Source organism: Streptomyces sp. NPDC059743, from assembly GCF_042732975.1.
In the GTDB taxonomy this organism is placed as follows: domain Bacteria; phylum Actinomycetota; class Actinomycetes; order Streptomycetales; family Streptomycetaceae; genus Streptomyces.
Genome location: NZ_JBHWGS010000006.1, coordinates 119329 through 132899 on the forward strand (window position 1 = coordinate 119329; position 13571 = coordinate 132899).

Here is a 13571-nt window from a genome sequence, read left to right on the forward strand (position 1 = left end):
CGCCAGTGACAACGATCACCCCCGATTCGGGGAACCACCCGGAACGCGCCGCGCAGGAGCCGCCCTCACTTGGCCCGCGGCCCGCGGAGCCCGGTACGCTCACCGCCGTGCCACAAGCTGATCAGTACCGAACCACCCCGAAGGACGCCCCTGTGAACCAGCCGGGGACGCCCCGCCCGGAACGCGTCCGCCCGACCTCCCTCGCGGAGCTGGCGGCCCGGCTGGGAGCCGAGGCACCGGGCCCGGGGGAGGGAGGCCCGGAGGGCACGGAACCGGCGGCGGGACCGGCGGCGGGCCCAGCTGCGGGAGAGGGCCCCGGGAGGCCCGCGGCCCGCGGCGAGGCGACCGGCATCACCCATGACTCGCGGGCGGTACGCCCGGGAGACGTCTACGCCGCCCTGCCCGGCGCCCGCTTCCACGGCGCCGACTTCGCCGCCCAGGCCGCCGACCTCGGCGCCTCCGTCATCCTCACCGATCCGGCGGGCGCCGAGCGGGCCAGGGCCACCGGACTGCCCGTCCTGGTCGTCCCGGATCCACGCGGCAGCATGGGCGAACTCGCCGCCGAGATCTACGGCCATCCCGGCCCCGATCTGCTCCAGATCGGTATCACCGGCACCTCGGGCAAGACCACCACCGCGTATCTGGTCGAGGGCGGACTGCGCGGCGCGGGCCACCGTACGGGCCTGATCGGCACCGTCGAGATGCGGATCGGCGACGAGCGCATCAAGTCGGAGCGCACCACTCCGGAGGCCACCGATCTCCAGGCGCTCTTCGCCGTCATGCGGGAGCGCGGAGTCGACTCCGTCGCCATGGAGGTCTCCAGCCATGCCCTGGTGCTCGGCCGGGTCGACGGCTGTGTCTTCGATGTCGCCGTCTTCAACAACCTCAGCCCGGAGCACATGGAGTTCCATTCCGGGATGGAGGACTACTTCCAGGCGAAGGCACGGCTGTTCACGCCCGAGCGCAGCAGGGCCGGTGTCGTGAACTACGACGACGCCTACGGCCGCAGGCTCGCGGTCGAGGCCACCGTCCCGGTCACCACGTTCTCCGCCGAGGGCCATCCGGACGCCGACTGGCGCGCCGAGGACGTCGAGGTCGGTTCGCACGGCTCCACCTTCACCGCCGTCGGTCCCAAGGGCGAGCGCGTACGGGCCGAGGCGCCGCTGCCCGGCCCGTTCAACGTCGCCAACACCCTGGCCGCGGTCGTCACCCTGGCCGTCGCCGGGATCGATCCGCACACCGCCGCGGACGGTATCGCCGCGGTGCCCGGAGTGCCGGGCCGGCTGGAGCGGGTGGACGCGGGCCAGCCCTATCTCGCCGTGGTCGACTACGCCCACAAGACGGACGCCGTCGAATCGGTCCTGCGCTCCCTGCGCAAGGTCACCAAGGGCAAGGTGCATATCGTCCTCGGCTGCGGCGGCGACCGCGACGAGACCAAACGCGGACCCATGGGCGCCGCCGCCGCCCGGCTCGCCGACACCGCCGTACTGACCTCCGACAATCCGCGCTCGGAGGATCCGCTCGCGATCCTCGCCGCGATGCTGGCCGGCGCCGCCGAGGTGCCGGTCCATGAGCGCGGCGATGTGCTGGTCGACGCCGACCGCGCCTCCGCGATCGCCGCCGTCGTCTCCCGCGCGCACGCCGACGACACCGTACTGGTCGCGGGCAAGGGCCATGAGCAGGGCCAGGACATCGCCGGAGTGGTACGCGCCTTCGACGACCGCCAGGTCCTGCGCGAGGCCATCGAGCGCTCGCTGCGGCACGAGCCGGGACACGAGCCGGGATACGAGACGGCACACGGGACAGGACACGAGCCCGGCCATGAGCACCGCGCCGAGCCATGTCATGAGCAGCGCCACGAGCACCGCCACGAGAACAACAGTCAGGGATGACCCAGTGATCGCCCTCTCCCTCGCCGAGATCGCCGCAATCGTCGGCGGGCAGCCGCACGACATACCGGATCAGTCCGTCCGGGTCACCGGATCCGTCGTGTACGACTCCCGCGCGGTGGAGCCCGGCAGCCTCTTCGCCGCCTTCGCCGGCGAGCGCGTCGACGGTCACGACTACGCGGAGCGCGCCGTCGCCGCGGGCGCGGTGGCCGTCCTGGCCACCCGTCCCGTCGGTGTGCCCGCCCTGGTCGTCGACGATGTCGTCCAGGCGCTCGGCGCCCTCGCCCGCGCCGTGGTCGAACGCCTCGGCGCCACCACCGTCGCCCTCACCGGCTCCGCCGGCAAGACCAGCACCAAGGATCTGATCGCACAGCTTCTGCGCCGCCTCGGGCCGACCGTCTGGCCGGAGGGCAATCTCAACAACGAGATCGGTCTCCCGGTGACGGCTCTGCGGGCCGTCGAGGACACCCGCTATCTCGTGCTGGAGATGGGCGCCCGGTACGTCGGCGACATCCGCTATCTCACCGGGCTCGTGCCGCCCAGGATCGGCCTCGTACTGAACGTCGGCACCGCCCACATCGGCGAGTTCGGCGGCCGTGAGCGGATCGCCGAGGCCAAGGGCGAGATGGTGGAGTCCCTGCCGTCCGCGGCCGAGGGCGGAGTGGCCGTGCTCAACGCCGACGATCCGCTCGTACGCGCCATGACCTCGCGCACCAAGGCCCGCGTCCTGCTCTTCGGAGAGGCGGGCGAAGCAGACGTACGGGCAGAGAACGTCCGTCTCACCGAGACCGGACAGCCCTCTTTCCTGCTTCGAACACCCTCCGGGTGCAGGGACGTGACACTGCGGCTGTACGGTGAGCACCACGTGTCGAACGCGCTCGCCGCGGCCGCCGTCGCCCATGAGTTGGGCATGTCCGTCGACGAGATCGCCGTGGCGCTCTCCGAGGCGGGAACCCTCTCCCGCTGGCGTATGGAGGTCACCGAGCGCGCGGACGGCGTGACGATCGTCAACGACGCCTACAACGCGAATCCCGAATCCATGAGAGCGGCGCTTCGCGCGCTGGTCGCCATGGGCGGTGCCTCACGGGCCGCCGGGGGCCGTACGTGGGCGGTGCTCGGCCCGATGGCCGAGCTGGGGGACGACTCGCTCGCCGAGCACGACGCGGTCGGACGGCTCGCCGTCCGGCTCAACGTCAGCAAGCTCGTGGCAGTCGGGGGCAGGGAAGCGTCCTGGCTGCAATTGGGCGCTTACAACGAGGGTTCGTGGGGTGAGGAGTCGGTGCACGTGTCCGACGCGCGGGCGGCGGTCGACCTGTTGCGCAGTGAGCTGCGTCCGGGAGACGTCGTGCTGGTGAAGGCTTCCAGGTCGGCCGGTCTTGAACGGGTCGCCCTGGCACTGCTCGAAAGCGCCAGCGAGGGCGAGGTCGCCGACCGATGAGGCAGATCCTCTTCGCGGGAGCCATCGGGCTCTTCCTGACCCTGATCGGCACACCGCTGCTGATCAAGCTCCTGGCCCGCAAGGGATACGGGCAGTTCATCCGGGACGACGGCCCGCGTACGCATGGCAGCAAGAAGGGCACGCCCACCATGGGCGGTATCTCCTTCATCCTCGCCACACTGATCGCCTACGCCCTGGCGAAGGTGATCACCGGCGAGGACCCGAGGTTCTCGGGTGTGCTCGTCCTCTTCCTGATGGCCGGCATGGGACTCGTCGGGTTCCTGGACGACTACATCAAGATCGTGAAACAGCGTTCGCTGGGTCTGCGGGCCAAGGCGAAGATGGCGGGCCAGCTCATCGTCGGTATCGCCTTCGCGGTGCTGTCGCTCCAGTTCGCCGACTACCGCGGCAACACGCCTGCCTCCACCAGGCTGTCGTTCATCATGGACTTCGGCTGGTCGATCGGCCCGGTGCTGTTCGTGGTCTGGGCGCTCTTCATGATTCTCGCGATGTCCAACGGCGTGAATCTCACCGACGGTCTGGACGGTCTGGCCACCGGCGCCTCGGTGATGGTCTTCGGCGCGTACACCTTCATCGGGCTCTGGCAGTTCCAGGAGTCCTGTGCGAACGCGGTGACACTGACCAATCCCAACGCGTGTTTCGAGGTACGGGATCCACTCGACCTCGCCGTCGTCGCCTCGGCCCTGATGGGCTCCTGCTTCGGCTTCCTGTGGTGGAACACCTCGCCCGCCAAGATCTTCATGGGGGACACCGGCTCGCTCGCGCTCGGCGGCGCGCTCGCCGGTCTCGCGATCTGCTCCCGTACGGAGTTCCTGATGGCCATCCTCGGCGGTCTGTTCGTGATGATCACGATGTCCGTGGTCATCCAGGTCGGCTCCTTCAAGATGACCGGCAAGCGGGTCTTCCGGATGGCGCCGCTCCAGCACCACTTCGAACTCAAGGGGTGGTCCGAAGTCCTTGTGGTGGTCCGGTTCTGGATCATCCAGGGCATGTGTGTGATCGTGGGTCTGGGGCTCTTCTACGCGGGCTGGGCGGCCGAGAAGTGAACTGGCACGGCAAGCGGGTCACCGTCGCGGGTCTCGGGGTCTCCGGGGTCCCGGCGGCCCGGGTCCTGCGCGGTCTCGGCGCCGAGGTCACCGTCGTCAACGACGGGGACGACGAGCGCGCCCGCGCTCAGGCGGCCGAGCTGGAGAAGCTCGGGATCACGGTGCGCCTCGGGGACGGGGAGACGCTGCCCGAGGCCACCGAGCTGGTCGTCACCGCGCCCGGCTGGCGGCCGGACAAACCTCTCTTCACGGCCGCCGCCGCGGCCGGTGTGGAGATCTGGGGCGATGTGGAGCTGGCCTGGCGGCTGCGCGGCCCGGACGCGGCTCCCTGGCTCGCGGTCACCGGCACCAACGGCAAGACCACGACCGTCAGGATGCTCGCCTCGATCCTGACGGCGGCGGGACTGCGCACGGCGGCCGTCGGCAATATCGGAGTCTCGCTGCTGGACGCCGTCACCGGCGAGGAGACGTACGACGTCCTCGCCGTCGAACTGTCCAGCTACCAGCTCCACTGGGCGCCGAGTCTGCGCGCCCACTCCGCCGCCGTGCTCAATCTCGCGCCCGACCATCTCGACTGGCACGGCTCGATGGAGGCGTACGCCACCGACAAGGGCCGTATCTACGAGGGCAATACCGTCGCCTGTGTCTACAACGCGGCCGATCCGGCCACCGAGGAGCTCGTGCGGGCGGCCGATGTCGAGGAGGGCTGCCGGGCGATCGGCTTCACTCTCGGCACTCCCGGGCCCTCCCAACTCGGCGTCGTGGACGGCATCCTGGTCGACCGCGCCTTTGTCGAGAACCGCCGGGAGCGCGCCCAGGAGCTGGCCCAGGTCTCCGACGTCCAGCCGCCGGCACCGCACAACATCGCCAACGCCCTCGCCGCGGCGGCCCTGGCCCGCGCCTTCGGTGTCGGACCGGCCGCCGTACGTGACGGACTGCGCTCCTTCCGTCCCGATCCGCACCGCATCGAACTGGTCGCGGAAGTCGCCGGAATCACCTACGTCGACGACTCCAAGGCCACCAACACCCATGCCGCCGAAGCCTCTCTGGCGGCATACGACCCGATCGTCTGGATCGCGGGCGGTCTCGCCAAGGGCGCGGCCTTCGACGAACTCGTCACGGCGTCGGCGAAGCGGCTGCGCGGAGTCGTCCTGATCGGCGCCGACCGCGCGCTGATCGGGGAAGCCCTCGCGCGACACGCGCCCGAAGTCCCGGTCGTGGACCTCGACCGGACCGACACTGGGGCGATGTCGGCGGCGGTCCGCGAAGCGGCACGGCTCGCACAGCCGGGGGACACGGTACTGATGGCCCCGGCCTGCGCCTCGATGGACATGTTCGCCAACTACAACAAGCGAGGCGAGGCGTTCGCGGACGCGGTACACGCACTCGCCGCCGAGCACGCCTGACCGGCCCGGCCCTTGTGCCGGGCCGTCCCGGGGCCGCGACACCCGTGGTGGTTCCGCGGGCCCCGGATCCCCGGCAGCCGCGCCAGGCACGACTGGAGGGGACAGCGACGATGCCGGCCGACGACACCGCGGACCGAAGGCCCGTCCGGCGGATCTTCACGGACCCGCGCCGGGAGGGCACGGGACCCGGCGGCTTCGAGGACGGTGTCCCGTCCCATGACGCGCGCCACCGCACCTCCAGGTCCGATCCGCCACGGCCGTCGGGACGGCCTCCCGGGCCGCGTCCCGCGCTCCACCGCTGGGGTCTGACGGGCGGGCCCGCGCTCGCGGGCCCGCCCGTCGGCGGCACCGCCCGGAGCCCGGCAGCGGCCCGCCCAGAGGCCCTGGCCGGGCTCGGACAGGGCCTCGCACTGCGCGGCAGAGCGGCGGGAGCCGCCGTACGCCGTCCGCCCGCCGCGCGCCGCCCGGGCGGCAGGACGGGCGCCCCACGCCCGCCCAGGAGCGGCGGGCCCAGACGGCTGTACGAGCGGGCACGCAGGGCCTGGGACCGGCCGCTGACCGCGTACTACCTGATCCTCGGCAGCGGACTGCTGATCACCGTGCTCGGTCTGGTGATGGTGTACTCCGCGTCGATGATCTACGCGCTCCAGCTCTCGCTGCCGTCCACCTATTTCTTCCGCAAACAGTTCCTCGCGGTGATCCTCGGCACCGGACTGCTGCTGCTCGCCTCCAGGATGCCGACCAAACTCCACCGGGCGCTGTCCTATCCGCTGCTGGTCGGCGCGGTCTTCCTGATGGTGCTCGTGCAGGTCCCCGGGATAGGGCGGTCCGTCAAGGGCAATCAGAACTGGATCTATCTGGGCGGCCCGTTCCAGCTCCAGCCCAGCGAGTTCGCCAAGCTCGCGCTGATCCTGTGGGGCGCCGATCTGCTCGCCCGCAAACAGGACAAGAGACTGCTGTCCCAGTGGAAGCATCTGCTGGTGCCGCTCGTGCCCGTCGCGTTCATGCTGCTCGGGCTGATCATGCTCGGCGGCGACATGGGTACGGCGATCATCCTGACCGCCATCCTCTTCGGTCTGCTCTGGCTCGCGGGCGCTCCCACCAGGCTCTTCGCCGGAGTGCTCGCCGTCGCGGGCCTGGTCGGCTTCGTACTGATCAAGACCAGCGAGAACCGGCTCTCCCGGTTCGCGTGCATCGGCGCGACCGATCTCGGCCCGAACGGTGAGTGCTGGCAGGCGGTCCACGGAATCTACGCCCTCGCCTCCGGAGGATGGTTCGGTTCCGGCCTCGGCGCGAGTGTGGAAAAGTGGGGCCAACTGCCCGAACCGCACACCGACTTCATTTTCGCCATCACTGGGGAGGAACTGGGGCTGGCGGGGACGCTGTCGGTACTCGCCCTCTTCGCGGCTCTAGGCTATGCGGGTATCCGCGTGGCCGGACGCACGGAGGATCCCTTCGTGAGGTATGCCGCGGGAGGTGTGACCACCTGGATCGCGGCGCAGGCCGTGGTCAATATCGGTGCGGTGCTCGGTCTGCTGCCGATCGCCGGAGTCCCGCTCCCGCTGTTCTCCTACGGAGGATCGGCCCTGCTGCCGACCATGTTCGCCGTCGGGCTGCTGATCGCGTTCGCGCGAGAGGATCCCGCCGCGAAGGCGGCCCTGGCCATGCGGCGGCCCCGGGTGAGATGGAAGACGATGAGACGGCGCGTCAAGAAGCGTCCGTCCGGAGAGCGGTGAATTTCGGTGCATGTCGTACTCGCCGGTGGGGGGACCGCCGGCCACATCGAGCCCGCGCTCGCCCTCGCGGACGCCCTGCGCAGGCAGGACCCCACCGTGGGGATCACGGCCCTCGGCACGGAACGCGGACTGGAGACCAGGCTCGTTCCCGAGCGGGGCTACGAGCTGGGACTGATCCCGGCCGTACCGCTCCCGCGCAGGCCCACACCGGAGCTGATCACCGTCCCCGGGCGGCTGCGCGGCACCATCAAGGCGGCCGAGCAGATCCTGGAGCGGACCAAGGCCGACTGTGTGGTGGGCTTCGGCGGCTATGTCGCCCTGCCCGGCTATCTCGCGGCGAAACGGCTCGGAGTGCCGATCATCGTCCATGAGGCCAACGCCAGGCCGGGACTGGCCAACAAGATCGGTTCGCGCTACGCGGCCGGAGTGGCCGTCTCCACGCCGGACAGCAAGCTCCGGGGTGCCCGGTACATCGGCATCCCGCTGCGCCGTACGATCGCCACCCTCGACCGCGCGCGGGTGCGTCCCGAGGCGCGTGCCGCCTTCGGGCTCGACCCGAACCTGCCGACGCTGCTCGTCTCCGGCGGCTCACAGGGCGCGCGCCGGCTCAACGAGGTGATCCAGCAGATCGCTCCGGTGCTCCAGCGCTCCGGTATCCAGATCCTGCACGCGGTCGGTCCCAAGAATGAAATGCCGCGTGTGGACAACATGCCCGGAATGCCACCCTATGTCCCGGTACCGTATGTGGACCGGATGGATCTCGCGTACGCCGCGGCCGACATGATGCTCTGCCGCGCGGGCGCGATGACCGTCGCCGAACTCTCCGCCGTCGGGCTGCCCGCCGCCTATGTCCCGTTGCCGATCGGCAACGGCGAACAGCGGCTCAACGCCCAGCCGGTGGTGAAGGCCGGCGGCGGCCTGCTGGTCGACGACGCCGAACTCACGCCCGAGTGGGTGCAGAGCCAGGTCCTTCCGGTGCTCTCCGATCCGCACCGGTTGTACGAGATGTCCCGCGCCGCCGCCGAGTTCGGCCGCAGGGACGCCGACGATCTGCTGGTCGGCATGGTGTACGAGGCGATCGCCGCACGCCGTCAGGCGTAGGGAGGCAGGGGAGAGTGGCCGGACCGACGACCGCCGAGCGCGGCGCACGACCGCGTTCGAAGTCCGGCCGCTCTCCTGAGGAACCCGTGGCCCGTCGGTTCCGACTGCCGGGCCGGCGGCTGATGATCGTACTGATCACGGCGAGCGTGCTGCTCGCGGGCGGTACCTGGGCGCTGTACGGCTCGAACTGGCTGCGGGTCGAACGGGTCAGCACCTCGGGCACGGAGGTGCTCACACGCGCCGAGGTGGAGTCCGCCGCGGCCGTACCGGTCGGGGCGCCGCTGATTTCCGTGGACACGGACGCGATTGAGGCCAGGCTCCGGCGGAAGCTGCCACGTATCGATTCGGTCGAGGTGGCTCGTTCCTGGCCTCATGGAATCAGTCTGAAAGTGATCGAACGAAAGCCCGTCCTGCTTATCGAAAAGGGCGCAAAGTTCATCGAAGTGGACGGGGACGGTGTACGTTTCGCCGAGGTCGAGAAGGCGCCGGCCGGCGTCCCCGGCCTCGAATTGACGGTGGATCAGTCAGCGGTTCCGCGGCGCTTCGGAACCGACCGGCTGATCCTCGAAGCGGTACGTGCCAGAAGTGAACTCCCCAGGAAAGTGGCCGCGGACACCAGGAAGGTCAGGGTCCGTTCGTACGACTCGATCTCCCTGGAGCTGACCGGCGGCCGTACGGTGATGTGGGGAAGCGTCGAGGACGGCACGGCCAAGGCACGTGCGCTCACCGCTCTGATGAAAGCGGCTCCCGAGGCCGCGTACTTCGATGTGAGTGCTCCCACCGCGCCTGCCGCGTCGGGGAGTTGACGGACATATGCGCTGGCCAGCACCCTGGTTGGTCAGCGCTATGGGTGATCACATAGGGTGAAAAGAAAAACGGGAGGTTCGGCGTGTTCGTTGAACGTGCGCCACTTGTCGACTTAGTGTCCTGTTCGGAAGAGTCCAAGAAGCGGACACACTGGTAACCCTGAACTTCAACGTCAGGGTTTGGGTCGGCGTTTCGGACCGTCCCATCGGCATCAGTCGTCGCGGCGCCACATCGGCGGAGCGGCGACACGTAACTCGAGGCGAGAGGCCTTCGACGTGGCAGCACCGCAGAACTACCTCGCAGTCATCAAGGTCATCGGTGTCGGCGGCGGTGGTGTCAATGCCATCAACCGAATGATCGAGGTCGGTCTCAAGGGTGTCGAGTTCATCGCGATCAACACTGACGCGCAAGCCCTGTTGATGAGCGACGCCGACGTCAAGCTCGACGTCGGCCGGGAACTCACCCGCGGCCTCGGGGCCGGAGCCAACCCGGCCGTCGGCCGCAAGGCGGCAGAGGACCACCGTGAGGAGATCGAGGAGGTCCTCAAGGGGGCCGACATGGTCTTCGTCACCGCCGGGGAGGGCGGCGGCACCGGCACCGGCGGCGCGCCCGTCGTGGCCAATATCGCCCGCTCGCTCGGGGCTCTCACGATCGGTGTGGTCACCCGCCCGTTCACCTTCGAGGGCCGCCGCCGCGCGAACCAGGCCGAGGACGGCATCGCCGAACTCCGCGAAGAGGTCGACACCCTCATCGTCATTCCCAACGACCGGCTGCTCTCCATCTCGGACCGCCAGGTCAGTGTGCTCGACGCGTTCAAGTCGGCCGACCAGGTCCTGCTCTCCGGTGTCCAGGGCATCACCGACCTCATCACCACGCCCGGTTTGATCAACCTCGACTTCGCCGATGTCAAGTCCGTGATGTCCGAGGCGGGCTCGGCTCTCATGGGCATCGGCTCGGCCCGCGGCGACGACCGCGCGGTGGCCGCAGCCGAGATGGCGATCTCCTCGCCGCTCCTCGAAGCGTCCATCGACGGCGCGCGCGGTGTGCTGCTCTCCATCTCCGGCGGCTCCGACCTCGGTCTCTTCGAGATCAACGAGGCGGCCCAGCTGGTGAGCGAGGCGGCCCATCCCGAGGCCAACATCATTTTCGGCGCCGTCATCGACGACGCCCTCGGTGACGAGGTACGGGTCACCGTCATCGCGGCCGGCTTCGACGGCGGACAGCCGCCGACCCGGCGCGAGACCGTGCTCGGCGCTTCGGGCAAGCGCGACGACCAGCCGGTCCCGTCCCGCGCGGACAGCGGCCGGTCCACGAGCGGACTGGGCACCGTACCGCCGCGCGAGGACCGCCCGTCCAAGCACGATCCCTCCCCGGTGTCCAACGAGAAGTCCCTCTCGCCGGTACACCCGCCGCACGTTCCCCCGGCCCGTCCGTACCAGCAGGACAGCCAGGCCGAGGAGCTGGACGTTCCGGACTTCTTGAAGTGATACGACAGCACGAGACACTGAGCGGCGCGCACTTCGCCTTCACCGACCGGTGGGGCGGGGTGAGCGCCGCTCCGTATGAGCGGCTCAATCTCGGCGGCGCGGTCGGTGACGATCCCGAGGCCGTGCGGGCCAACCGCGAACTCGCCGCGAAGTCGCTGGAGCTCGACCCGGCGCGGGTCGTCTGGATGAACCAGGTGCACGGCCGCGATGTGGCCGTCGTCGAAGGACCGTGGACGAGCGAGGAGATCCCCGCCGTCGACGCGCTCGTCACCGTACGGCGCGGGCTGGCACTCGCCGTACTCACCGCGGACTGCGTTCCCGTACTGCTGGCCGATCCGGCCGCCGGGATCGTCGCCGCCGCCCACGCGGGTCGTCCCGGCATGGTCGCCGGAGTTGTACCGGCCGCCGTCGAGGCCATGATCGCGCTCGGCGCCGAACCGTCCAGGATCACCGCCCGTACCGGTCCCGCCGTCTGCGGACGCTGCTACGAAGTCCCGGCGGCGATGCGGGACGAGGTGGCCGCCGCGGTACCGGAAGCCTGGTCCGAGACAAGCTGGTCCACTCCGGCCGTCGATGTCACCGCCGGAGTCCACGCGCAACTCGCGGCCCTGGGGGTCGCGGACCGGCGGCAGACCGAGGTCTGCACACTGGAGTCGGACGACCACTACTCGTACCGCCGCGACCGCACGACCGGGCGGCTCGCCGGATATGTCTGGCTGGACTGATAGCGCATGAACGACCGCAGAACCGAACTCGCGGCGAATCTCGCCATGGTGGAGGAACGTATCGTCTCCGCCTGCGCGGCGGCGGGCCGCAAGCGGGAGGAGGTGACCCTGATCGTGGTCACCAAGACCTACCCGGCGAGCGATGTACGGCTGCTCCATGAACTCGGCGTACGGCACGTGGCCGAGAACCGTGATCAGGACGCTGCCCCCAAAGCTGCCGCTTGTACGGATTTGTCTCTTATGTGGCATTTCGTGGGCCAGTTGCAGACGAACAAGGTCCGCTCCGTCGTCACTTACGCCGATGTCGTGCAGTCGATCGACCGGATCAGGCTGGTCTCGGCGCTCTCCGCGGCGGCCGTCCGCGCGGGGCGCGAACCGGTCTGTCTGATCCAGGTCGCGCTCGACGCGGAGTCCGGCGCACGCGGGGCGCGCGGCGGTGTGGCGCCCGACGGGATCGAGGAGTTGGCCACGGCGGTGGCCGAGTCGCCGGGACTGCGGCTCGGCGGTCTGATGACCGTGGCGCCGCTCGCCGGTCCGTACGCGGGCCGGCAACAGGCGGCGTTCGAGCGGCTGCTGGAATTCTCATCCCGCCTGCGCGCGGACCATCCGGCTGCGAACATGGTCTCAGCAGGGATGAGCTCGGACCTTGAGGACGCCGTAGCGGCCGGAGCGACACATGTTCGCGTCGGTACGGCGGTACTCGGAGTCCGACCCCGGCTCGGGTAACGTCGCGAAGCAAGTCGGACCACAGCAGAAAATATGGTCATTTCCGCCGAAAGGCGGGCAGGCCTAGTGGATCGCGGGCACTTGGTGACGAGGCCGATCCACCACAGAGCGGAGGACTCAGAGCATGGCCGGCGCGATGCGCAAGATGGCGGTCTACCTCGGCCTCGTGGAGGACGATGGGTACGACGGCCGGGGTTTCGACCCCGACGACGATTTCGAACCCGAGCCCGAACCCGAGCGGGAGCACCGGCGCCACCAGCCCGTGCACCAGCAGGAGCGTGAGCGGGAACGGGAGCGGGAAGAGCCGATGCGGGTGGTTCAGCCTCCCGCCCAACGTGAACGCGAGCGCGAACCGGTGTCGCTGGGGGCGGAAATCGGGCGTCCGGCACGAATCGCCCCCGTGGCATCCATCACACCTGAACGTCCGAGTCTGGAGAAGAACGCACCGGTGATCATGCCCAAGGTTGTGTCCGAGCGGGAGCCCTACCGCATCACCACATTGCACCCGAGGACCTACAACGAGGCCCGTACCATCGGGGAACACTTCCGTGAGGGCACTCCGGTGATCATGAATCTCACGGAGATGGACGACACCGATGCGAAGCGACTTGTCGACTTTGCCGCGGGACTGGTCTTCGGCCTCCATGGCAGCATTGAGCGGGTGACGCAGAAGGTGTTCCTGCTGTCTCCTGCTAACGTCGATGTCACGGCGGAGGACAAGGCCCGCATCGCAGAGGGCGGGTTCTTCAACCAGAGCTAGGAACACAGCACCGGGAACGACCCGGTCGCGCGGCGGGAACGGCCCGGCGCGGGACCGGACCAGAGTGAGCCAGGGGAGAGGGAAGCAGCGGGATGGGCGTCGCACTACAGGTGGTCTACATCGCGCTGATGTGCTTCCTCATCGTGCTTATTTTCCGGTTGGTCATGGACTACGTCTTCCAGTTCGCCCGCTCATGGCAGCCCGGCAAGGCGATGGTGGTCGTTCTGGAGGCCACCTACACTGTCACCGATCCACCGCTCAAGCTTCTTCGGCGGTTCATTCCGCCGTTGCGTCTCGGGGGCGTGGCACTCGACCTGTCCTTCTTCGTTCTGATGATCATCGTCTACATCCTGATCTCGCTGGTGAGCACTCTTGCGAGGGGGATGTGAACGATACGGTCTTGCCGACTGCCGACGACTACGTAGAGGT

12 protein-coding genes are annotated in these 13571 nt (G+C 69.4%); all 12 read left to right on the forward strand.

The window, feature by feature from the left end; genetic code table 11:
- Positions 1–5: 5 nt before the first annotated feature.
- Positions 6–1892, forward strand: a complete 1887-nt coding sequence (locus ACFV6H_RS13125; RefSeq protein WP_385541203.1) for a UDP-N-acetylmuramoyl-L-alanyl-D-glutamate--2,6-diaminopimelate ligase — start codon at positions 6–8, stop codon at positions 1890–1892.
- A gap of 4 nt (positions 1893–1896) precedes the next feature.
- Positions 1897–3327 carry a UDP-N-acetylmuramoyl-tripeptide--D-alanyl-D-alanine ligase gene (murF, locus tag ACFV6H_RS13130; protein ID WP_384979837.1) on the forward strand — a complete coding sequence of 477 codons (1431 nt, stop codon included), beginning with the start codon at positions 1897–1899 and terminating at the stop codon, positions 3325–3327.
- On the forward strand, positions 3324–4394 hold the full coding sequence (gene mraY / locus ACFV6H_RS13135; protein WP_093602830.1) for a phospho-N-acetylmuramoyl-pentapeptide-transferase: 1071 nt from the start codon (positions 3324–3326) through the stop codon (positions 4392–4394). Before murF ends, mraY begins: the two co-directional genes overlap by 4 nt.
- Entirely contained in the window at positions 4391–5800 is a 1410-nt protein-coding gene (murD, locus tag ACFV6H_RS13140; RefSeq protein WP_385541206.1) for a UDP-N-acetylmuramoyl-L-alanine--D-glutamate ligase, read from the forward strand. Before mraY ends, murD begins: the two co-directional genes overlap by 4 nt.
- 110 nt (positions 5801–5910) lie before the next feature.
- Entirely contained in the window at positions 5911–7536 is a 1626-nt protein-coding gene (gene ftsW / locus ACFV6H_RS13145) for a putative lipid II flippase FtsW (protein ID WP_385541208.1), read from the forward strand.
- A gap of 6 nt (positions 7537–7542) precedes the next feature.
- Positions 7543–8637 (forward strand): undecaprenyldiphospho-muramoylpentapeptide beta-N-acetylglucosaminyltransferase, encoded by a 1095-nt coding sequence (gene murG, locus ACFV6H_RS13150; RefSeq protein WP_384979829.1) that lies wholly within the window; start codon positions 7543–7545, stop codon positions 8635–8637.
- 14 nt (positions 8638–8651) lie between these two features.
- Positions 8652–9443 (forward strand): cell division protein FtsQ/DivIB, encoded by a 792-nt coding sequence (locus tag ACFV6H_RS13155; RefSeq protein ID WP_385541209.1) that lies wholly within the window; start codon positions 8652–8654, stop codon positions 9441–9443.
- 276 nt (positions 9444–9719) lie between these two features.
- Positions 9720–10931: a cell division protein FtsZ gene (gene ftsZ / locus ACFV6H_RS13160; RefSeq protein ID WP_384792630.1), complete on the forward strand. Its 1212-nt coding sequence runs from the start codon at positions 9720–9722 to the stop codon at positions 10929–10931.
- On the forward strand, positions 10928–11656 hold the full coding sequence (gene pgeF, locus ACFV6H_RS13165) for a peptidoglycan editing factor PgeF (RefSeq protein ID WP_385541212.1): 729 nt from the start codon (positions 10928–10930) through the stop codon (positions 11654–11656). The genes ftsZ and pgeF overlap by 4 nt, the downstream gene beginning before the upstream one ends.
- Before the next feature lie 6 nt (positions 11657–11662).
- On the forward strand, positions 11663–12382 hold the full coding sequence (locus ACFV6H_RS13170; RefSeq protein ID WP_385541214.1) for a YggS family pyridoxal phosphate-dependent enzyme: 720 nt from the start codon (positions 11663–11665) through the stop codon (positions 12380–12382).
- 124 nt (positions 12383–12506) lie between these two features.
- The gene (locus tag ACFV6H_RS13175) at positions 12507–13142 is read left to right on the forward strand and encodes a cell division protein SepF (RefSeq protein ID WP_066952252.1); all 636 of its coding nucleotides are present in this window, start codon (positions 12507–12509) and stop codon (positions 13140–13142) included.
- Between the two features lie 92 nt (positions 13143–13234).
- The gene (locus ACFV6H_RS13180) at positions 13235–13531 is read left to right on the forward strand and encodes a YggT family protein (protein ID WP_046507963.1); all 297 of its coding nucleotides are present in this window, start codon (positions 13235–13237) and stop codon (positions 13529–13531) included.
- The last annotated feature ends 40 nt before the right edge of the window (positions 13532–13571 follow it).

Coding starts and splice junctions, on each gene's coding strand:
- mraY (WP_093602830.1), top strand. CDS start 3,324: ATGAGGCAGATCCTCTTCGCGGGAGCCATCGGGCTCTTCCTGACCCTG.
- ftsW (WP_385541208.1), top strand. CDS start 5,911: ATGCCGGCCGACGACACCGCGGACCGAAGGCCCGTCCGGCGGATCTTC.
- ACFV6H_RS13170 (WP_385541214.1), top strand. CDS start 11,663: ATGAACGACCGCAGAACCGAACTCGCGGCGAATCTCGCCATGGTGGAG.
- ACFV6H_RS13175 (WP_066952252.1), top strand. CDS start 12,507: ATGGCCGGCGCGATGCGCAAGATGGCGGTCTACCTCGGCCTCGTGGAG.
- ACFV6H_RS13180 (WP_046507963.1), top strand. CDS start 13,235: ATGGGCGTCGCACTACAGGTGGTCTACATCGCGCTGATGTGCTTCCTC.